A 20284-nucleotide genomic window follows, 5' to 3' on the forward strand; every position below is an offset into this window, starting at 1 on the left:
CCATTTAAGCAAAAAACAGTATTTTTGATTAAGAAAAGCAATATTCCCATCAACTTATTTATTGACGGGAATATGAGTTATTGATTATGGATTTAGATAAAATTTACTCCAAAAGTTGGCTGTAGAGCCTGTGCCTGGGGAGAGTCAATCGCAAAAACATCCGATGAAACCCAGTTCCAGTTACTATCGGTGTTCCAAACAGCAGCCTCGCCAGTACCAACATTTTGCCAAAGGACTTGATTAATACCATCAACGGTTTCCGCTGCTAAACCCTGCCAATTACCAAAAGTTCCAGGGACAAAGGCCTCACCTAAATACTTAATGGGCTGAGTAATATCATCGACCGTTTGAACATGATAATAATCAAATATTCCTTGTAAAAAGACGGTACAACCTTGATTTTCGACAATGGAATAGCTATCGCCTAAAAGGTCATCATTATTGATGTCAGTTTGGAAGGTAACCTCTGCTTGAAGAGTTTTAGGGGACTCAGTGGGCCAGACTTCTGAAGATACCCAGTTCCAGTTACTATCGGTGTTCCAAAGACCAATTTCGCCAGTATCAAAATTTTGCCAAAGCACTTGATTAATACTGTTAACGGTTTCCGCTTCAACAGCTTGCCAATTACCAAAGGTTCCACTGACAAAGGGTTGATTGTTGTATGAAAGATTGATTTCATTACCGTTGGCTAACTGAACGAAGAATAAATCATTCCTGGTTGAAATACTGACATTGTTATCGGGTACATTTGGAGAATCATCATTGATGATCGTACTGATGACAGAAGCAGTGGTGTCAATGGTATAGCCCATGCCATTATCTAAGGTCAACACCACTGTATTGTCCGGCTCGACGGTGGTATCAGCGGTGGGGTTAATGGTGAGGAAGGTGGTGTTTGATCCGGTGGCAAAGGTAATGGTTTTCCCATTTCCTGGGGTAGCACCAGTGTAGTCAAACTCGTTAGCGGTGCCGCAAATGTTGTAGTTGACTATCAGAGGACTGGTTAAGTCTCCAGTACGAGTAAAGGTATAGACCAAGTTGGTGTTACCATCTTCAGTCACATTGTCGGGACTAACAGCGAGACTGATGCTGGGAGCCATTGGGTCAGGGATAGCATTGACTGTGATAGTGTCACCATCTTGAACAGGAACAGTTAAAGCATTACCTGCCACATCCTCAACTACCCCACCGGTGGGAATACGAAGATTGATAGTACCTGTGCTGGTGGGGGTGACTTCAACGGTAAATATTCCTGCGGAAGTTTCAGTAATTGTCCCAATCCCAATGGTCGCCGTGCCGGCATTGTTAAAATCAAAGGTACTGACTGTGCTGGCATTGATGTCTTCACTAAAGGTAATGGTGTAGGTCAGCATCTCCCCAACGGTAACTACATTGTCTGCTTCACCATCGTCAATATTTACGACTGTCGGAGCTATTGTGTCGGGGTTGGGGTTAGCATTAACTGTGATAATTTCACCATCTTGAACAGGAACAGTTAAAGCATTGCCTGCCACATCCTCAACTACTGCACCGGTGGGAATACGAAGATTGATAGTACCTGTGCTGGTGGGGGTGACTTCAACGGTAAATATTCCTGCGGAAGTTTCCGTAATTGTCCCAATACCAATGGCTGCCGTGCCGGCATTGTTAAAATCAAAGGTACTGACTGTGCTGGCATTGATGTCTTCACTAAAGGTAATGGTGTAGGTCAGTATCTCCCCAACGGTAACTACATTGTCTGCGTCACCATCATTAATGTTTACGACTGTCGGAGCTATCATGTCGGGGTTGGGGTTAGCATTAACTGTGATAATGTCACCATCTTGAACAGGAACAGTTAAAGCATTACCTGCCACATCCTCAATTACCGCACCGGTGGGAATACGAAGATTGATAGTACCTGTGCTGGTGGGGATGACTTCAACGGTAAATATCCCTGCGGAAGTTTCCGTAATTGTCCCAATCCCGATGGCTGCCGTGCCGGCATTATTAAAATCAAAGGTACTGACTGTGCTGGCATTGATGTCTTCGCTGAAGGTAATGGTGTAGGTCAGCATCTCCCCAACGGTAACTACATTGTCTGCGTCACCATCATCAATGTTTACGACTGTCGGAGCTGTTGTGTCAATTAGGTTGGCAGTTGTAAATGTGCCATCAGCAAATTGGAAATTTTCAACAGTGGTAACGGTGTCAGTTCCATCTGGAGATCCTCCCCTTTCATCAACAATTGTGTATGTACCGCCGCTTAATGTGATGGTGTAGTTACTCCGATCGCCAGAATATTTTAGGGTATCAGTCTGACCGCCACCATCTATGATGTCATTGCCACCTCCCCCGATGATGGTGTCATTGCCATTACCACCATTGAGGCTGTTGTTGCCATCATTCCCCATGATGACATTGTCGAACGCATTGCCTGTGCCGTTGATATTGCCTGTTCCTGTTAAGGTTAGATTCTCAACGTTGGCGACACCAGTCAGATCAAAGGTAACGGAAGATTGAACCGTATCGGTTCCTTCTGCTGGTGCTTCGGTAATTATGTCAGTTGTGCTGTCTACCACATAGGTATCGTTGCCAACACCGCCAACGAGGGTATTGATTCCATCACCTCCGTCCAGGGTGTCGTTACCAAGATCTCCGATTAAAAGATCGTTGCCTGCGCCTCCAGTAATGTTGTCATCCCCTAAACCTCCATCGACTGTGTAGTCACCCGAAGCTGTTGGCAGAATAGTAATAACATCGTTGCCTGCTCCGGCATTGATGAAATTGCCAGTGCTGGCAGTTGAGGCTGTGATAATGTCATTCCCTGACCCCGTGGTAATGATTTGCTTACCCGCATTGGAGGTGGCGTTCACAATAACGTCTTCTGTACTAGTACTGGTGACGATCTGAGAGCCTCCAGCCGATGTTGCATCGACAAATGTAAGGTTGGCACCATTACCACTGTTGTCACCAATTATCTGTGCTCCTGCTCCCGTCGTGGTGGCAAAGACTGTATTAAGGCCGATACCTTTAATGTTTAGGCCACCAGCATCGGACTTTGCGTTGACAGTGGTTCCTCCTGAACCGGTTGTGATTGTTTGGGCGCCGGCGAGGGATGTGGTGTTGAAGGTTGCCTCCCCCGTAAACGAAGTGGCATTTAGGGTAATTGCTCCTGCCCCAGCAGTTGTCGTAGTTAGTTCTACGCCCAGGGGAGCAAAGGCGGCCTCAAAATTCTTCCCCGTCGTAATCGTTTGGGCACCATCTTTTGTCGTATTGATAACGACCTTTTCAATATTGCTCAGATTAGCCCAGAGAGCATCGGGCGGTGTGATTGCCCCCGCTGCCTTGTGATCAATAAACAAGGTATCTATACCATCGCCACCATCGAGGGTATCGCCAGAATCGAACTTATCTTGGCCTGGAACACCATCATAGGTTCCATTAAAAATGTCGTCGCCATTGGTCCCAAGTAAGGTATCGTTATTTTTCGTTAGATCGAAATTAGCCATGGTCGTTTTTCCAGTTAATTTTTATGTGCTGTTTCGGTACTCAGAATCAAGCCATATCAATAATTTGTTTTTACCGGTACGCACCCCCAAGCTTGACCAATAGATGGTTTATTTCTAGTTTTATTTAGGTGAATTGCTTGAAAAGGATTAAAAAAAAATTATTCTGATTCCAAGATTGTGAAAAAAGTTGGGACAAAAGGAAATTGTGGAAAGACTAAACACCATACCCCGTAACAAATTTAGACTAACTACTGCCTAAATATTTCCAAAAGTTAACCCCCACAGAACCGGAAGGCTCCCTAGGGGCAGTTTTTAAACTTAGCTTTAATAAATTGACTGACAGTAACTAATTAAACTAATTAACAGGTAAGGGTTGTTGCCGCAGGGACTGGAAGTAATTATCCCAAAATTGTTTTTGGGCATTGATCATCATGGTGGCGGATTTTTCTTGGGCTTCCAGGTAAATTTTGACTATTTCCTCTCGTAATTTAAGGCTGGTTTCAATGGTATCCGTCAATTTAATTTCAGCGGTGCCTTTAGGCAGACTTTCCATCCAAGTGCTAAAAAATTTCTTTTGCCAGTCCAGCAACTGGGTCTGATATTCTTCAAAAAACTGGGCATTCATAGTGCTAAAACCGCTAATATCCCTAAACAATCAGGGTTTAAGGGGAATAAGGGCGGTGCAGACCACTTCCAATGGATATCGGTATCGCACGCCTCCATTATGGTGATTCCCCCTGCCTCACTGGTCAGAAAATTCGGGTTAATATCACCAAAATTTGACATCTTGCTTCGATACCTTTTCGCTAGCAAATGCCAACGCTGCCGGGCAATTACCATCACCGTAGGTTTTTAACCAGAATCAACGACGGCGATCGCCTTGGGTTAAAAAGAACTACTTATCCCCTGGGCTGATGGCCCACCGACTGCGGACCAGCGCTTATTTTTTCTCTGTGTGTCAACTCTCCCTAACAATGCTGGAGGAAGGTGGGTGTAGAGTTTTGGTAGAGACCTTACACTACTCTACAGTGAGCATCAGTTAGCATTGCCGTTGTGGGCTAGGATTGCTCGAGTGGCCCTTGTGGCTATGGGCGGCGGCTAAGCCCCTATATTTTGAGCTAGCGTCGGCTAGCCTGGGTGACATCACCCCGACTTTTTCATCAGGAACAATCAATGATTGATCAATCTACCCTAAACACTTCCCCTCAACCCACTGTCAAAATCGAAGATGACCGCACAGGTATGAGTGTGGCTACCCTGAAGCGGGCTTTTTTGGATAATCTTTTTTATCTACAGGGGATTGATCGTTCCCAGGCGACCCTTTACGACTACTACGTTGCCTTGGCGTACACCATTCGGGATCGCCTATTGCATCGTTTCATCAAAACCGTAGCCACCTATAAGCAAGAAAAGGTAAAAGTAGTCTGTTACCTGTCGGCGGAATTCCTGATGGGAAGGCATTTGGGCAATAATCTCATCAACCTGGGGCTGTACGACAAAATTGACCAGGTGATGAAAGAATTTGACCTGGATTTGAACGAAATTATTGAACAGGAGCCAGATCCCGGTTTAGGGAATGGTGGTTTGGGTCGTTTGGCCGCCTGTTTCCTCGATTCCCTCGCTTCCCTGGAAGTGCCGGCGATCGGTTATGGCATCCGCTACGAGTTTGGAATTTTTCACCAGCGCATTCAGGACGGCTGGCAAGTGGAAGTACCCGATAATTGGCTCAGGTTTGGTAACCCCTGGGAAATTCCCCGAGCCGATGAATCGGTGGAAGTCAAACTGGGAGGCCATACGGAAATTATTCACAACGAAAAGAACCAACCCAAAGTGGTCTGGATTCCCGAAAGGACTATTCTCGCCATTCCCTACGACACTCCGGTGCCTGGTTACCAAACTAATACGGTCAATCCCCTCCGGCTCTGGAAAGCGGAGGCTAGTGAAGAATTTAACTTTGAAGCGTTTAATTCTGGCCTCTATGACCGGGCAGTGGCGGAAAAAATCGATGCGGAAACCATCTCCAAAGTCCTCTACCCCAACGACAACAGCCCCGCCGGTCGGGAATTGCGCTTGGCCCAACAATATTTCTTTGTCTCCGCTTCCCTGCAGGATTTAATCCGCCGCCACCTCCGTAACCATGACAACCTAGATACTTTCTACGAACTCACTGCCATTCAGCTGAATGATACCCACCCCGCCGTGGCGATCGCCGAGTTAATGCGTCTGTTTGTAGACCGTTACGACTATGACTGGGACAAAGCCTGGGATATTACCCAAAAAACCTTTGCTTACACCAATCACACCCTGATGCCGGAAGCTCTGGAGCGCTGGTCAGTGGAGCTATTTGCAAAACTACTGCCCCGTCATTTAGAAATCATTTACGAAATTAACCACCGCTTCCTAACGGGGTTACAAACCTGGTTCCCCAACGACGAAGCCCTGGTGAGCAGTCTTTCTTTGATCGAAGAACACCACGGCAAAAAAATCCGCATGGCCAACCTCGCCTGTGTGGGAAGCCATGCCATTAATGGGGTAGCCGCTCTCCACACTGAACTGTTGAAAAAAGACACCCTGCGGGACTTCGCCAAACTGTGGCCCCAGAAATTTTTCAACAAAACCAATGGGGTAACCCCCCGCCGCTGGATTTTGCTCAGTAACCCCGAACTGTCTGCCCTAGTAACGGAAAAAATTGGTGATGGTTGGCTGAAAAACCTCGACGAAATGCGGCAGATCGAAAACTTTGTCAACGATCCGGAATTTTGTCGTCGCTGGCGGGAAATTAAACAGAATAACAAACGCAATCTCGCAGCCTATCTGCTCAAATACCGCAACGTGGAAATTGACGTTAACTCCCTGTTCGATGTGCAGGTAAAACGGATTCACGAATATAAGCGTCAGCACCTAGCTGCCCTGGAAATTATCCATCTCTACAACCGCATCAAACAAAATCCCCAAATGGAAATGGTGCCCCGTACCTTTATTTTTGGGGGCAAAGCCGCTCCGGGCTACTTCATGGCTAAGTTAATCATCAAATTAATCAATGCTGTCGGGGAAGTGGTCAACAATGATCCCGATGTGCGGGGTCGGCTCAAAGTTGTTTTTGTCTCTAACTTCAACGTTTCCCTGGGGCAAAGAATTTACCCCGCCGCTGACTTATCGGAGCAAATTTCCACCGCGGGGAAGGAAGCCTCCGGCACAGGCAACATGAAATTTGCCATGAACGGTGCCCTCACCATTGGAACCCTAGATGGAGCAAATATCGAAATTCGGGAGGAAGCAGGGCCGGAAAACTTTTTCCTCTTTGGCCTCACCGCCGAGCAAGTGTATGCCATGAAGGAAAATGGTTACCATCCCCATACCTACTATGACAACAACTTTGATCTAAAAGCTGTGATTGACCGCATTGCCCATGGTTATTTTTCCCCGGGTAACCCGGATTTGTTCCACCCCATTGTGAATTCCCTACTCCACCACGATCCCTATATGCTCCTGGCGGACTACCAAGCCTATGTGGACTGCCAAGATGAAGTGAGCAAAGCCTATGCTGACCAGGACCGGTGGACAAGAATGTCTATCCTCAACTCCGCCCGCATGGGTAAGTTTTCCTCTGACCGCACTATCCGGGAATACTGCAAGGAAATTTGGGATGTCCCTCCGGTAAAAATTTCCCTGGATGAATATCATCCCGAACAGGATAACTAGCCCATAGTCCCAAAGGTACGAATACTAAGCCAGCGGGAAACTAAGATTGTATCGGCCATCATTTATCTCCCGAAGAAAATGGGGAGACAATGGTGGCTTAATTGTCAGCGGAGAAATTAAACCCATGCTATGGCCCTATAAAACCCCGGGAATTACGGATAGCTTATTTGAACGATTGCCGGGGATTCCCCTTAGTAAAAGAGAAGTACGTCTGTTGATTATTTCCGCTTTGCAACTGAGGGAAGAGTCAATTATTTGGGACATTGGGGCCGGCACTGGCACTATTCCGGTGGAACTAGGTCTACTTTGCCCCCGGAGTAACATTGTCGCAGTGGAAAGGGACGAAGAAGTAGCTGCTTTAATTCGACGCAACTGTGAACAATTCGGAGTGACCAATGTTACTGTCCATGAGGGGAGTGCTCCGGATTGTTTGCCCCAGTTAATCCCCCACCCTACCCATATCTGCATTGAAGGGGGTCGCCCCATTAAGCAAATTTTGCAGGAAACCTGGGCCCATTTAGCCCCGGGGGGTCGCTTGGTGGCAACGGCCAATAATTTGGAAAGTCTCTATGGCATTTCGGAAACGTTGTCGGCATTACAGGTGCGGAATGTGGAGGTGGTGCAAGCGGGGGTAAATCGTTTGGAAAAACGAGGGTTACAACAGGTTTTTGCTGCCGTGGATCCCACCTTTATTCTGGCGGGGGAAAAATTGTCCTAATGGAGAAATGTCCGGACAACCCTGGTGGTTTGCTTCTGCTCTACAATGAAAACTAAGGAAAGGTTAACAACGGCGGCTTTTGTCCCATACAGAGTTAACACTTTTCCTCGTTTTTGGTCTTTTTTGCCGTTACCATGCCTACCCAGCGAATTATTAGTGCAGTCATTGGCATTGCCCTGGCGTTTTCCCTGTTGATTTTGGGGGGCTGGTATTTTAGTGCGGCGATCGCCTTAGTGATTTATCTGGGACTGCGGGAATATTTCCAAATGGTGAGGGCCAAAGGCATTGCACCGGCCGCCAAGACTACCATCGTTTTATCGCTGGTCCTTTTGCTCTCTGCTACGGTAACGCCCCACTTGACCGACGCATTTTTTCCTTTGACGGGGGCATTAATCTGTTTTTACCTGCTTTTTCAGCCGAAAATGGCCACCATTGCTGACATTTCCACCTCATTGCTCGGCCTGTTTTACGGTGGTTATTTGCCCAGCTATTGGGTGCGTCTGCGATTAGGGGATGGAGCTATTAATCCCATGGGACTGCATCTGCCCCTGAACGGTTTTTGGCCTGAATCCTGGGACCATCCGGAAAATTTCCCCACGGGATTATTGGTAACTATCTTGGCCTTTGCCTGCATTTGGGCGGCGGACATTGGTGCTTACATTATGGGGAAATGGTTGGGGCGCACCCGTCTGTCGGACATTAGCCCCAAAAAAACTGTGGAAGGTTCTCTCTGGGGCGTGGGGGGTAGTTTATTGGTGGGGGTGCTGGGAGCTTGGTATTTACAATGGCCCTACTGGGAAGTTACAGGAGCCTTGCTGGGCCTGTTAATTGGCATAGTCAGTTTGTTGGGGGACCTAACGGAATCAATGATGAAAAGGGATGCTGGGGTGAAGGATTCCGGACAGTTAATCCCTGGCCATGGAGGAATTTTAGACCGCACCGACAGCTATGTTTTCACCGCTCCCCTAGTCTATTATTTTGTCGTTTTGCTGTTGCCAGTTTTGAATACCCTGTGACAGCCTCAACTGCTCCCCCTGGGCTAAGACTAAGAAATTGCATTGACTCACAATGACAAAACTAAATCTTCTGAAGCCCCCAAAGTGAGGATAGGAAAAGTAACAAATCGAATCAATATTCCTGCTGATCCCTCTGCACGTCCAGTCGGGCCGCCAGGACCTCTGCCACGGCTTCCTCTAAATCCAGAGCCATAAACTGATGACAATTTTCCTTGGGGCTGGGCCAATCGCCCAGGGGCACCAACCTCAACTGGCGACTTTCTTGCCACAGGTCAACAATGGTTTTTCCCTGGTGGTCTAGGCTAATTTCCAAATAATCGAAGCTGTTAACGTTTAGATAGAGAGATTGGTTAATGACGATGGTGGCCTGTTGACCGTCGCTGAACACGTCGAGGATCCAGCCTTGACCCTCCGCTTGGGATTTCCCGTCCAATTGGTAGTAGTAATTAACTTGTCCTAAATCGTTAAGGGCCCTTTGCATATCCTCTTTGTTAACCAAAATACCCTGTTCAATTACACAGGGAGCCGGCAGGGGGAGGGGGTGAAATTCGTGATTCATGGTGGTGGTGGCGGGGTAAAAAGCTTGGTTGGTCAGCCAGAGATGAATATTTACGTTGATCAATTCCGCCGGAGTTACTAACGAAAATTACGCAAAAGGATTAGTCTAGATGGGGAATTTTAGCGTTGGTTTGCCAAGTTATGGGTGGAGCGACTTAATTGATCCCCGCTTTGCTTTCGATCTTAGCCCAAGAATTCGTAACCAAATTTTAAGTTTTTGCGGAGTGTAAACTCCTGACCCTTGGTATGGTGATTTATGAAATTTTGGCGTCGTTGTTATTTTCTCTGGGGGGGTGACAGTGTGGGGGGGGCGGTCTTGTTTTATACCCGTTTGCCATGGCCCCCGGCTTTGCCAGTAAATTTTGCTCGCATCGCCCGCTGGATTACTCTGATGGGGTTATTGCTGTCCCTAATTTTGCTTACGGTGAGTCAGCTTTTGCAATGGTTGGGCACGGGGAATTTCTTACAGTCAGCAATTGTGGTTAGTCTGTGGCTCGGTTTAACAGGGGGACTTCACCTGGATGGGGTGGCGGATACGGCCGATGGTTTAGCGGTGACTGACCCTAGCAAACGTTTGGTGGTGATGCAAGATAGTCAAACGGGGGCCTATGGGGTCATGGCGATCGCCATGGTGATGTTGTTGAAAACCATTGCCTTAGCTAGTTTTAGTGACCATGATTTAGCAAGCTGGGCTTTAGTCATGGCCATGGGTTGGGGCCGTTGGGGCCAACTATTGGCGATCGCCTTTTACCCCTACCTGAGGGAAAATGGTAAAGGTGCCATGCATAAAATGAATTTGCAGCCAGGGCCGGATTTACTACTCGGTACGGGAATTATTCTAATGGGGGGAACTGGGGTAGGTTATGCTCTGGCCATTGATCCCTGGTGGATATTAGCCGGCACTGGAGGATCCGCCCTGATTGCTTGGGCCGTGGGACGTTGGTTTGCCTGGCAATTGGAGGGTCACACGGGGGATACCTACGGCGCAGTGGTGGAATGGAGCGAAGTGTTAATTTTGGTAGCTCTATCCTTACTTTAATGGCTTAATTTAAATGCCATTTCCTCTGATTTTGCCCCGCCATGGGATTATGACCAGTGTTAGCGCAGGCACCGATAATTGTCCTAAATTTGCAAGGAGCAGACATTGGCAGAAAAACGGAAAAAACGGCGATCGTCCTCTTCTTTATTTGGAAAACCCTTATTGGGTTTGGTAGGATTAACCCTAGCGCTATATTTGTTGAGGGGCTGGGGGATTATTACCTTTTTACCAGGGGGAATCTTCCTAGGGATGGCCGGGCTCACGGTCTTTGTAGCCCTACTGTACGGCTGGGAATTAACTAGCCGTTAGGTCAGTGTTGGTAATGCTGGGGTAAAATTTGAGCCGCAAACTGTTGTAATTATTGCCGCAGATTTGTTCTTTTTGCCTAACATTTGACTCTGTTTCCGATTCGATTGATCTAAATCTGGTTTAATTGCTGAGTTGCCATGACTGGAAAAGTTGCTGAAAGTGATCCCAAAGGACTGTTAATACTAATTCTGCCCCTGGCCGTGGCCATGGTTTTCATCTATAAAACCTGGCGCTGGATTTTGTTGGGCCTGACCCTGGCGATCGCCTGGGTAGCGTGGGATACCTACCAATGGCAACAGAAATGCGTAGCAATTGACCCTTTATTTAACCAATTGGTGCAAAAAAATCAGGGCATCATCACCAAAGCAGATTTGATAGAGGCGGGCATTGCTAGGGGTCGGGCGGCCGAACGTTACCTCGATGACAAAATCAAAGAGTATGGCCCCTACGAAAAAAAGGTAGGGGAGGCAAAGGTTTACTATTTCATCTCCTCCTCCACCCTGGGTAATATTTTTGATGACAGCGAACCACAAACGGAGGAACCCGCCATTGTTTCTCCCCAGTTAACCGCCGCCACTGCCCCAGTGGTTGACCATCCCTTAGTACCGCCCCAGGAAGAGTTGATGGCTACCCCCGTAGGGCAAAGTCCTTTTTCCCAATTGGCAGAGATTAAAGAAGCCCGCAGGCAAGAGGAAGAAGAAAGGACCACTTTAGGGGAGGTACGGGCAGAATCTACCGCAGAAACCATGGAGGAGTCCCCCACCATTACCAGCCCAGCTTTGAGCTTAATCCAATCGGAATTGGCTAAACGTTTAGATACCACCTCTAGTACCCTGGCCCGTCGCAAAAATGAAGATAATTTTGCCGATTGGAGCCAAACCAGGGATCCCGATGGCCTGGCCTGGAGCTATGATCCAGAATCCAAATTGTTTATCACCATCTAGTCACTTACCAATCTTTTACCATCAAGCTTTGGGCTTTCTATGACCATTACTTTCCAAGCTGTTATCGCCAAATTAAATGAGTTTTGGGCTAACCAAGGTTGCCTTATTGCCCAACCCTTCGATACGGAAAAGGGGGCCGGGACCATGAATCCCCACACATTTCTACGGGCGATCGGGCCGGAACCTTGGTCGGTGGCCTACGTGGAGCCTTGCCGTCGCCCCACCGATGGCCGCTACGGGGAAAATCCCAACCGGGTACAGCATTATTTTCAGTATCAAGTGCTGATCAAGCCATCCCCGGACAATATCCAGGAAGTGTACCTTGATTCCCTACGGGCCCTGGGCATCCATCCCGAAGATCACGATATTCGGTTTGTGGAAGATAATTGGGAATCCCCCACCCTCGGGGCTTGGGGCGTAGGTTGGGAAGTGTGGCTTGATGGTATGGAAGTGACCCAATTTACCTACTTTCAGCAGTGCGGGGGCATCGACTGCCGCCCCGTTTCCATTGAAATTACCTACGGCCTGGAAAGGTTAGCCATGTATCTGCAAAACGTAGAGGCGATCGACCAAATTCAGTGGAATGACAAGCTCAGCTATGGTGATATCTTCTGGCAGGGGGAAGTGGAGCAGTGTACCTATAACTTTGAAGCGTCCAATCCCGATTTATTGTTTCAACTGTTTGCCCTTTATGAGCAGGAAGCGGGACAGTTAATCAAACGGGGTTTGGCTTTGCCCAGTTTGGAGTATGTGCTGAAGTGCTCCCATGCATTTAATTTGCTAGATGCTAGGGGGGTGATTGCCGTGACGGAACGCACCCGTTACATTGGTCGCATTCGTAACTTAGCGAGGGAGGTGGCCCATATTTACTTACAACAGAGGGAAGCCCTCGGTTTTCCTTTGGGTAAAAAAGAAAGTGCTCCCGTCGCCCTTGTTCAGGCTTAATATCGGCTAATCTTTTGCCTTTTGCCTGCACCGTTGATGGTGACTTGCCGTTGTTTTTCTTTTCAGTTATGCCTTTTTCTACAAACAATATTTTTGGCTATGACAAACAAGCCATTGTTGATTTATTCATTACTACTTCCCTTAAAGTATTATTTGCCTTAGCAATTTTATTACTTGGCTTTTGGTTATCAAAAAAACTACAAAAGCTGATTATTAGAGCACTGAAGAAGACGAATTTAGAACCCACATTTGTTTCTTTCGTCGGCAACATCAGTTACTACGTCTTACTGGTGGTTTTTTGTGTACTCTGTTTAGCTCAATTGGGCATTCAAACCAGTTCCCTGGTAGCTTTGTTGGGGGCTTCCACCCTGGCGATCGGCTTAGCTCTGCAAAGCTCCCTGTCTAACGTAGCTGCGGGCATTCTCTTGGTTTTATTCAATTACTTCCGAGTGGGGGAAATGATCGAAGTAGCCGGCATTGAGGGGGTGGTGGAATCTATCGAAATCCTCTCCACAACCATTTGCACCTATGATAATCGTTTAGTAACTATTCCCAACAAACAAATCATTGAAAATAATATCATCAACCATGTGGGCAAACCCCTGCGTCGCATAGATTTAGTAATCGGAGTTGGTTATGAGGAAAATATTGACCATGTCCGGTCATCGTTACAATGGGTTCTTGATCAAAATAGCGAAGTTTGTTTAGAACCAGCGCCGGCGATCGCCTTGGGGGAATTAGGGGAAAGCAGTGTCAAATTTTATGTACGTCCTTGGGTGAAATCGACAGATTATTTCCGTCTTAAATTGCAGTTAACGGAAGCAATCAAACGAAAACTAGATGAAGAAAATATTTCCATTCCTTTTCCCCAGAGAGATATACATTTAATTCAACCAGAAACAAAAGAGTTGGATGTTCAAGCGGCATGATCACTTAACCAAAAGAAGCCAATTTATTATCCTTTTCCTTACACTAATTTTAAATTAGTTAAATAGTATTTGAAAGTCCCTTGAGCCCCCAAGTTTTGGAAGGGATTAAGTCAGTCAAAGCTCCCAAATATTGCCGGCCCTTTGGGTCAGTGTAGAGGGCAAAATAGGATTTTACAAACAGGCTCTAATGTCATGTTTCAGGCTACCCGTCAGCGTTTGGCCCTTTGGTACACATTGGTAACAGCAATACTACTATTACTGTTTGCCAGTGGGGTTTATTTCTATGTGCGTCAAACCCTAGTGGAAAGGATTGACGACACCCTTAAACATGTGGTGGAAGTGGTTAATCGTTCCCTAGTCGTACAGGGCCTAGACCAGGCGGAATATGGCCTCAACGTATCCGCTAGTTTCCAGGATAATGATGCCTCTGTGGACGATGACCACATTGATTTGGAGTGGTTTAGCGCCCAGGGGCGTTTGCTTTGGTCCACCATGGGCAATAATTCTCCTCTGTCCCTTACTAGCCAAACTAAAGCAGAAACGGTTTCTTTTTCCGGCGATCGCCAGTTGCGTCAGGTAACCAAAAGGATTGAGGAAGGGGGCGTGGTGTTGGGTTATCTGCGGGTGAGCCATCCTTGGTTTGAGGTCACAAAACCGATTCAACAGTTGGCTTGGGATTTAAGCGTAGGGCTGATTATCATGGTGAGCAGTGCGGCGGCCATTGGCTGGTTTTTATCGGGGCTAGCCATGGAGCCGATCGCCGAATCTTACCAGAGCTTAAAACAGTTCACCGCCGATGCCTCCCACGAATTGCGGAATCCCATTGCGGTGATTCAAACCAACGTGCAACAGGCCTTGGAATATCCAGAGGCTGATCTCCAACAACAACGGCAACAACTCCAGGTCATTGAGCGACTCACCCAACGGCTGGGCAATTTGGTTAATGATCTTCTGTTCCTGGCCCGTTCCGACAGCGGCACCCTAGGGCCCACTGGGCAAACGATTCCCCTGGACGCCCTTTTGATTGAGGTCATTGAAGAACAAAGGCTCACTGCAGAGCAACGGGGAATTTTTCTCTGCCTGAGGATTGAAAGCGAAGACGATACCCAAGGGGAAAACCAGGAAGAAGATTTTACTGTTTGGGGCGATTGGGACCAGTTAGCCCGTTTGTTTACCAACCTAATCACCAACGCCTTTGACCATAGTCAACCCCAGGAATCAGTGGAACCATCCGTAGCCCTTACCCTCGAACGCCTTACCTCGGAGCACTCCGCCCTACGACCTAAGCAACCCACCTTGCAAGTTACGGTGGCGGATAATGGTGGAGGCATTGCCCCAGAGCAAATTCCCCATTTATTTGATCGCTTTTTTCGGGCTGATTCTTCTCGATCGCCGAATCAAGGAGTAGGTCTAGGGCTGGCGATCGTAGCGGCCATTGTGCAACATCATCAAGGCAAAATTACCGTCACCAGTTCCCCCCAGGGCAGTCAATTTCGGGTGCAGCTCCCTGGCGCTATCTCCTCCGCCTAAACCAGAGAAAAATGCTCAAATTGTTGTCCCCGCTGGCCTTGGGGATATGATGGGAGAAGGTAAATTTACCTGATCGCCGGATTTTCCTTGTTCAGTTACTTCCCAAAAGCCCATGGCCATTAAACCCCAACCCCAATGGCAACGCCGTCTTGGTAGCATACTGCTCTGGGGTGCCACCATTTACCTATTGGTGAATCTTTTTGCCCCTGCATTATTCGCCGCCCAACCTCCCCAGGTCCCCTACAGTCTTTTCATTGACCAGGTGGAGGGGGGTAAAGTGGCCAGTGTTTACGTGGGACAAAATGAAATCCGCTATCAACTCAAGCCGGAAGAAGGGGATAGCAACAAAGAAAAAGCCCCTGAGGGACAAATTTTAAGAACTACGCCCATTTTTGATCTGGAACTGCCCAAACGCCTGGAAGCCAAAGGTATCGAATTTGCGGCGGCTCCCCCGGCTAAAAATTCTTGGTTTGGCACCCTTTTGAGTTGGGTCGTTCCGCCCCTGATTTTCGTCGGCATTTGGTCCTTTTTCCTCAATCGCAACAATAACGGCGCCCCCGGCGGTGCCCTGGCTTTTACCAAAAGCAAAGCCAAAGTTTATGTGGAAGGGGACTCCACCAAAGTTACCTTTGATGACGTGGCTGGGGTAGAGGAAGCCAAAACAGAACTGAGCGAAGTGGTGGACTTTCTCAAATTTCCCCAACGCTACACTGCCCTGGGAGCGAAAATTCCCAAAGGTGTACTGCTGGTGGGGCCTCCAGGCACAGGGAAAACTTTGCTAGCTAAAGCTGCCGCTGGGGAAGCGGGGGTACCGTTTTTCATCATTTCCGGTTCTGAATTTGTGGAACTGTTTGTGGGGGCTGGAGCGGCCCGGGTGCGCGATTTGTTTGAGCAGGCAAAAAAACAAGCCCCTTGTATTGTTTTTATTGATGAGTTGGATGCCATTGGTAAGTCCCGGGCCAGTGGAGCTTTTATGGGGGGCAATGATGAGCGGGAACAAACCCTCAACCAACTTTTAACCGAAATGGATGGGTTCAGTGCGGCGGGGGCCACGGTGATTGTGTTGGCCGCCACTAACCGTCCCGAAACTTTAGATCCGGCCCTTTTGCGGCCCGGTCGGTTCGATCGCCAGGTATTGGTAGACCGGCCAGATTTAGCGGGGAGGCTGAAAATTTTGGAAATTTATGCCAAGAAAATTAAGTTGGACAAAGAAGTAGAACTGAAAAATATTGCCACCCGTACCCCTGGGTTTGCTGGCGCTGACCTGGCTAATTTAGTTAACGAAGCGGCCTTGCTAGCGGCCCGCAATAAGCAGGAAACCGTTACACAAGCAGATTTCCGCGAGGCGATCGAACGGGTGGTGGCCGGTCTGGAAAAGAAAAGCCGGGTGCTGTCGGAAAAAGAAAAGAAAATTGTCGCTTACCATGAAGTGGGCCATGCCCTAGTGGGGGCAGTGATGCCGGGGGGAGGTCAGGTGGCAAAAATTTCCATTGTGCCCAGGGGGATGGCGGCTTTAGGCTACACCCTACAAATGCCCACCGAGGACCGATTTTTACTCAACGAGTCGGAGCTGCGGGATCAAATTGCTACCCTGCTAGGGGGTAGGGCGGCCGAGGAAATTATCTTTGACAGCATCACCACCGGGGCAGCCAATGATTTGCAACGGGCCACGGATCTGGCGGAACAAATGGTCACCACCTACGGCATGAGTAAGGTGTTGGGCCCCCTAGCGTACGATAAGGGGCAACAGAACAATTTTCTCGGCCCCGGCATGGGCAACCCCCGCCGTATGGTCAGTGATGACACCGCCAAGGAAATTGACCTAGAAGTGAAGGAAATTGTCGAACAGGGCCATAGTCAAGCCCTAGCTATCCTTAACCATAATCGGGATTTACTGGAGGCGATCGCCGAAAAAATCCTCGAAAAAGAAGTTATTGAAGGGGATGAACTACATCAGCTTTTGGGACAAGTCCAAGCCCCAGCTATGGTGACGGTTTGAATGCCTCCCCGAGAGAAATTCAGCGGGGAAAAATACCAGTGATTTGATACGGAGTTCGACGGATGCGCTTCCATCCCCTAGCACTGATTTGTCTCAGTTTCATTGCGGGATTGTTGGCGTCGGGACTGGACTTTGGCTGGTTCAATTTCCATCAAACTCTTTCTTTGGCCCTATTCTGGTGTCTAGCCACGGCGATCGCCATTATTTTTGTCTCTCCCCTCTGGCGACGGGGTCCTACAAGATGGCAATGGTTACTGGCGGGAATGATTGCTCTTGTCGCTGGCTATTACGGCATTTGGCGCACTCCCCAACCGGGAGTAAACGATATTAGCCTTTTGCTAGACCCACCGGCCAAACCTTTTCAAACCATCACGGCGATCGGCACGTTGGACGCTGGAGGTCGGGAAAATGCCCAGGGTCAACGGCAATTTTTGTTGACCGTAGAGCAGTTACAACGGCCACCGGAAAAGCAATTTCGTCCCCGCTCTGGCACCGTCTACCTCACCCTACCCGGGGGAAACAATACTTGGCAACAATGTCAGCAAATTCGGGTAACAGGCTTGCTTTATCGTCCCAGTGCCCCCCAAAATCCGGGCGCGTTTAATTTTGCCCAGTATTTAGCTCGCCAGGGCATTTTTGCCGGTTTAAAAGGGGAAGAGGCCATGGTGGTAGGGGAAAAGTTTTGCGGTCTTAATGCTGTACGGCAAAGGATTGTCAACGCTCAAACCGCTTGGCTACCCGCCCAAGGGGAAGGTAAATGGCCTGGGCTATTGATTAGCTCTATTGTTCTAGGAGCTAAGGCTGTTAATTTACCCACAGAATTACGCAATCTTTTTCAACAGGTAGGGCTTTCTCATTTTCTTGCCGCTTCCGGTTATCAAGTTTCCCTACTGGTGGGGACAGTGTTACTACTGGGTAAAAAAATTGGCGTCGGTAATAAACTGGCGATCGCCGTTGGTTTGATAATACTGGCAGTCTATTTAGGTTTAACCGGACTGGAGCCTTCGGTAATCCGGGCTAGTTTACTCTGGGCCGGGGTAATGACGGCCCTGGCCAGCGGCCAAAAATTGAACACAGTGGGGGCGTTACTGGCCATCGCCACCGTGATGTTATTGGTCAATCCGGTTTGGAGCCAAGCCTTAGGTTTTCAACTGAGTTTTTTGGCTACCCTAGGCATTGTGGCGATGGTGCCCCCCTTGCAAAGGCGACTGGATTTTTTGCCCGGGAAAATTGCCGGGGTGATAGCGGTCCCCTTAGCGGCCAGTATTTGGACAACCCCCATTCTCCTGCAACAGTTTGGTTATTTTATCCCCGCCGCTCTGCCCCTAAATATTCTTATCACTCCCCTGTTGGGGGTTTTAAGTCTGGGGGGAATGGTCAGTGCTCTGTTTGCCCTTATTTTTCCTCCTTTCGGCAGTGCCACCGCCTGGTTATTGGCATTCCCCGCCCGTTGGTTAATGGCGATCGCCGCTCAATTTCAACAATTTCCCAGGGTGGCGGTGGGGGAATTGGGGCTGGGTCAAGTAGTGGTCATCTACGGTGCCTTTTGCTTAATCTGGGCCTTTCCCTGGTGGCGGCGACGTTGGATTTGGATCGCTCTATTTTTACTGGCAACGATTATTGTGCCCCTAATTTTTGCCCTGCAAACTAGGGTGGAACTGACTATTTTTGACAGTAAAGAATTTCCTATTCTTGTGGCCCAAGCTCCTAATTCAGTAACTACCTTTGCCAGAGCAGGAGATCCAACTGGAGCAAGATTATTGACTCCGTTCCTTGCCCAAAAAGGGATTAATGAGGTTGACTGCCCACTGAATATAAGCCCTGCCATGGTAGGACAACCATTACCACCATCCTGTGGGCATCTGCTGTGGGTAGAAAGCAATCCGGCAATTTTGCAACTGGAATTTGGCCGGCAACGCTGGTGGATTTTTCTCCAAGTTCCCCCCCAAACCCAAGCTCCGCCCCAATTACCGTTGGATAAACGACCCCACACCATTATCTGGGCTGGCCAATTTTTCCCCTACGCCTGGCTGGATGGTTTGCGTCCCCCGACGGCGATCGCCATTGCCCCCTATATCAGCCGGAATTTGAAAGAAGAAGTAGAAAAGTACCAGGGGCGATTGTGGGTGACCGGAGCACACGGAGCCGTACAATGGAGACCCCATCAGGGTTTCAGTGCTTCAATCAATCCTTAGGGCCTTGTTAACCGAAAAGCTAACGTTGCAGCGGAACAAAAACAGAAAGGGCTTGGGGGATCACGGTGAAGCGAGCTGGAGTTTCGACGATAATTTCGCCATCGGTGTTAATTTTTCGGGGACGGGAAGTTTTGATCTCAATGGATTCCGCGCTAACTGTTCTCACCCACGGTAAAAGATGTTGCTCCCCCGCAGGTAAATGGATGAGCAGATCAAAAATTTGCCACCAATGCCTAATCTCCAAACTGTACAGATCCAAGCGATTGTCATCGATAGTGGCATCCTTGGCGATCGCCATACCGCCGCCATAATAACGGCCATTCCCAACCGCAATTTGCAGAGTTTTAACCACTTCAGATCGGCCATTGTGGGTAATAGTGGCATGGAATAAACGGGCCTGTCTGAGAACTTGTAGGGCCGTCAACCCATAGGCAAATATTCCCCAACGTCTTTTGGCTCCCCTGGTTAACTTGGTGGTGATTTCCACACTTAATCCTAGGCTGGATACATTTAAAAAATATTGACCATTCACACAACCCAAGTCAATTTGCTTGCGGTGCCCCTGATTAATCACATCACAGGCTTTGACAATATCGTTGGGCAAATTGAGGGTACGAGCTAAATCATTGGCAGTACCCATCGGTAGAATGCCCAAGGGGACTTGATGTTTGGCCAAGCTGTTAACCACGGCGTTGAGGGTACCATCCCCTCCCCCAGCAATAACCATATCCACGGAATTGATATGTCTATCAACATAGTTCTCCAGGGATTGACTATATTGGGCTGGCACCGTAACCAATTCAAAACCCAGATTATCTAGGTAGTCCACTGCTTGGGCAAAACCGATTTGTCCCCGACGGGAGTGGCGGTTGATGATCAATAAAGCTCGTTTACCCATGGGGATTATTA

The 20284-nt window shown here is 48.3% G+C and carries 15 protein-coding genes; 10 read left to right on the forward strand and 5 right to left on the reverse strand.

Annotated features, from left to right (window positions below; all coding sequences use genetic code 11):
- Positions 1-92 precede the first annotated feature (92 nt).
- Together D082_RS08560 and D082_RS08565 are read right to left on the reverse strand one after the other, a co-directional pair.
- Complete coding sequence (locus tag D082_RS08560; protein ID WP_038530566.1) at positions 93-3491, reverse strand: hypothetical protein; 3399 nt, start codon at positions 3489-3491, stop codon at positions 93-95.
- A gap of 355 nt (positions 3492-3846) precedes the next feature.
- Positions 3847-4116 (reverse strand): hypothetical protein, encoded by a 270-nt coding sequence (locus tag D082_RS08565; RefSeq protein WP_028948063.1) that lies wholly within the window; start codon positions 4114-4116, stop codon positions 3847-3849.
- Positions 4117-4664: 548 nt separating this feature from the next.
- Here D082_RS08565 and D082_RS08570 point away from each other — a divergent pair.
- From D082_RS08570 to D082_RS08580, 3 genes are all read left to right on the forward strand, one after another.
- Positions 4665-7193 (forward strand): glycogen/starch/alpha-glucan phosphorylase, encoded by a 2529-nt coding sequence (locus D082_RS08570; protein ID WP_028948062.1) that lies wholly within the window; start codon positions 4665-4667, stop codon positions 7191-7193.
- A 124-nt stretch (positions 7194-7317) separates the two neighbouring features.
- Positions 7318-7911 carry a precorrin-6Y C5,15-methyltransferase subunit CbiT gene (gene cbiT / locus D082_RS08575; RefSeq protein ID WP_028948061.1) on the forward strand — a complete coding sequence of 198 codons (594 nt, stop codon included), beginning with the start codon at positions 7318-7320 and terminating at the stop codon, positions 7909-7911.
- A 134-nt stretch (positions 7912-8045) separates the two neighbouring features.
- Positions 8046-8927 (forward strand): phosphatidate cytidylyltransferase, encoded by an 882-nt coding sequence (locus tag D082_RS08580; protein WP_028948060.1) that lies wholly within the window; start codon positions 8046-8048, stop codon positions 8925-8927.
- 112 nt (positions 8928-9039) lie between these two features.
- Here D082_RS08580 and D082_RS08585 read toward each other — a convergent pair whose 3' ends face one another.
- Positions 9040-9549, reverse strand: a complete 510-nt coding sequence (locus D082_RS08585) for a hypothetical protein (protein ID WP_238546662.1) — start codon at positions 9547-9549, stop codon at positions 9040-9042.
- Positions 9550-9741: 192 nt separating this feature from the next.
- Between D082_RS08585 and cobS the strand changes: the two genes are divergently transcribed.
- Positions 9742-10524 (forward strand): adenosylcobinamide-GDP ribazoletransferase, encoded by a 783-nt coding sequence (gene cobS / locus D082_RS08590; RefSeq protein ID WP_028948058.1) that lies wholly within the window; start codon positions 9742-9744, stop codon positions 10522-10524.
- 83 nt (positions 10525-10607) lie between these two features.
- On the opposite strand, the gene D082_RS18565 is transcribed toward cobS, so the two are convergent.
- On the reverse strand, positions 10608-10787 hold the full coding sequence (locus D082_RS18565; protein WP_158506504.1) for a hypothetical protein: 180 nt from the start codon (positions 10785-10787) through the stop codon (positions 10608-10610).
- A 183-nt stretch (positions 10788-10970) separates the two neighbouring features.
- On the opposite strand from D082_RS18565, the gene D082_RS08600 reads away from it, so the two are divergent.
- The 6 genes from D082_RS08600 to D082_RS08625 all read left to right on the forward strand — a co-directional run bounded on the left by D082_RS08600 (position 10971) and on the right by D082_RS08625 (position 19375).
- Positions 10971-11777, forward strand: coding sequence for a hypothetical protein (locus D082_RS08600; RefSeq protein ID WP_028948056.1), 807 nt, complete (start codon positions 10971-10973; stop codon positions 11775-11777).
- A gap of 39 nt (positions 11778-11816) precedes the next feature.
- Positions 11817-12722: a glycine--tRNA ligase subunit alpha gene (gene glyQ, locus D082_RS08605; RefSeq protein ID WP_028948055.1), complete on the forward strand. Its 906-nt coding sequence runs from the start codon at positions 11817-11819 to the stop codon at positions 12720-12722.
- 68 nt (positions 12723-12790) lie between these two features.
- On the forward strand, positions 12791-13651 hold the full coding sequence (locus D082_RS08610) for a mechanosensitive ion channel family protein (RefSeq protein ID WP_028948054.1): 861 nt from the start codon (positions 12791-12793) through the stop codon (positions 13649-13651).
- Positions 13652-13843: 192 nt separating this feature from the next.
- Positions 13844-15181 carry a cell wall metabolism sensor histidine kinase WalK gene (locus tag D082_RS08615; protein ID WP_028948053.1) on the forward strand — a complete coding sequence of 446 codons (1338 nt, stop codon included), beginning with the start codon at positions 13844-13846 and terminating at the stop codon, positions 15179-15181.
- 112 nt (positions 15182-15293) lie between these two features.
- Positions 15294-17180, forward strand: a complete 1887-nt coding sequence (gene ftsH4 / locus D082_RS08620) for an ATP-dependent zinc metalloprotease FtsH4 (RefSeq protein ID WP_028948052.1) — start codon at positions 15294-15296, stop codon at positions 17178-17180.
- A gap of 62 nt (positions 17181-17242) precedes the next feature.
- A complete protein-coding gene (locus D082_RS08625; protein WP_028948051.1) occupies positions 17243-19375 on the forward strand; it encodes a ComEC/Rec2 family competence protein in 2133 nt (710 codons plus the stop codon).
- A gap of 19 nt (positions 19376-19394) precedes the next feature.
- On the opposite strand, the gene D082_RS08630 is transcribed toward D082_RS08625, so the two are convergent.
- Positions 19395-20273 (reverse strand): lipid kinase, encoded by an 879-nt coding sequence (locus D082_RS08630; protein ID WP_028948050.1) that lies wholly within the window; start codon positions 20271-20273, stop codon positions 19395-19397.
- Positions 20274-20284 lie beyond the last annotated feature (11 nt).

It is taken from the genome of Synechocystis sp. PCC 6714 (assembly GCF_000478825.2).
Lineage (GTDB): Bacteria > Cyanobacteriota > Cyanobacteriia > Cyanobacteriales > Microcystaceae > Synechocystis.

Excerpts from the sequence above, each read along its gene's own strand:
- D082_RS08625 (WP_028948051.1), top strand. The coding sequence starts at position 17,243 with ATGCGCTTCCATCCCCTAGCACTGATTTGTCTCAGTTTCATTGCGGGA.
- cbiT (WP_028948061.1), top strand. The coding sequence starts at position 7,318 with ATGCTATGGCCCTATAAAACCCCGGGAATTACGGATAGCTTATTTGAA.
- glyQ (WP_028948055.1), top strand. The coding sequence starts at position 11,817 with ATGACCATTACTTTCCAAGCTGTTATCGCCAAATTAAATGAGTTTTGG.
- D082_RS08600 (WP_028948056.1), top strand. The coding sequence starts at position 10,971 with ATGACTGGAAAAGTTGCTGAAAGTGATCCCAAAGGACTGTTAATACTA.
- ftsH4 (WP_028948052.1), top strand. The coding sequence starts at position 15,294 with ATGGCCATTAAACCCCAACCCCAATGGCAACGCCGTCTTGGTAGCATA.
- cobS (WP_028948058.1), top strand. The coding sequence starts at position 9,742 with ATGAAATTTTGGCGTCGTTGTTATTTTCTCTGGGGGGGTGACAGTGTG.
- D082_RS08560 (WP_038530566.1), bottom strand. The coding sequence starts at position 3,491 with ATGGCTAATTTCGATCTAACGAAAAATAACGATACCTTACTTGGGACC.
- D082_RS08570 (WP_028948062.1), top strand. The coding sequence starts at position 4,665 with ATGATTGATCAATCTACCCTAAACACTTCCCCTCAACCCACTGTCAAA.
- D082_RS08565 (WP_028948063.1), bottom strand. The coding sequence starts at position 4,116 with ATGAATGCCCAGTTTTTTGAAGAATATCAGACCCAGTTGCTGGACTGG.
- D082_RS08610 (WP_028948054.1), top strand. The coding sequence starts at position 12,791 with ATGCCTTTTTCTACAAACAATATTTTTGGCTATGACAAACAAGCCATT.
- D082_RS08630 (WP_028948050.1), bottom strand. The coding sequence starts at position 20,273 with ATGGGTAAACGAGCTTTATTGATCATCAACCGCCACTCCCGTCGGGGA.
- D082_RS08580 (WP_028948060.1), top strand. The coding sequence starts at position 8,046 with ATGCCTACCCAGCGAATTATTAGTGCAGTCATTGGCATTGCCCTGGCG.
- D082_RS08615 (WP_028948053.1), top strand. The coding sequence starts at position 13,844 with ATGTTTCAGGCTACCCGTCAGCGTTTGGCCCTTTGGTACACATTGGTA.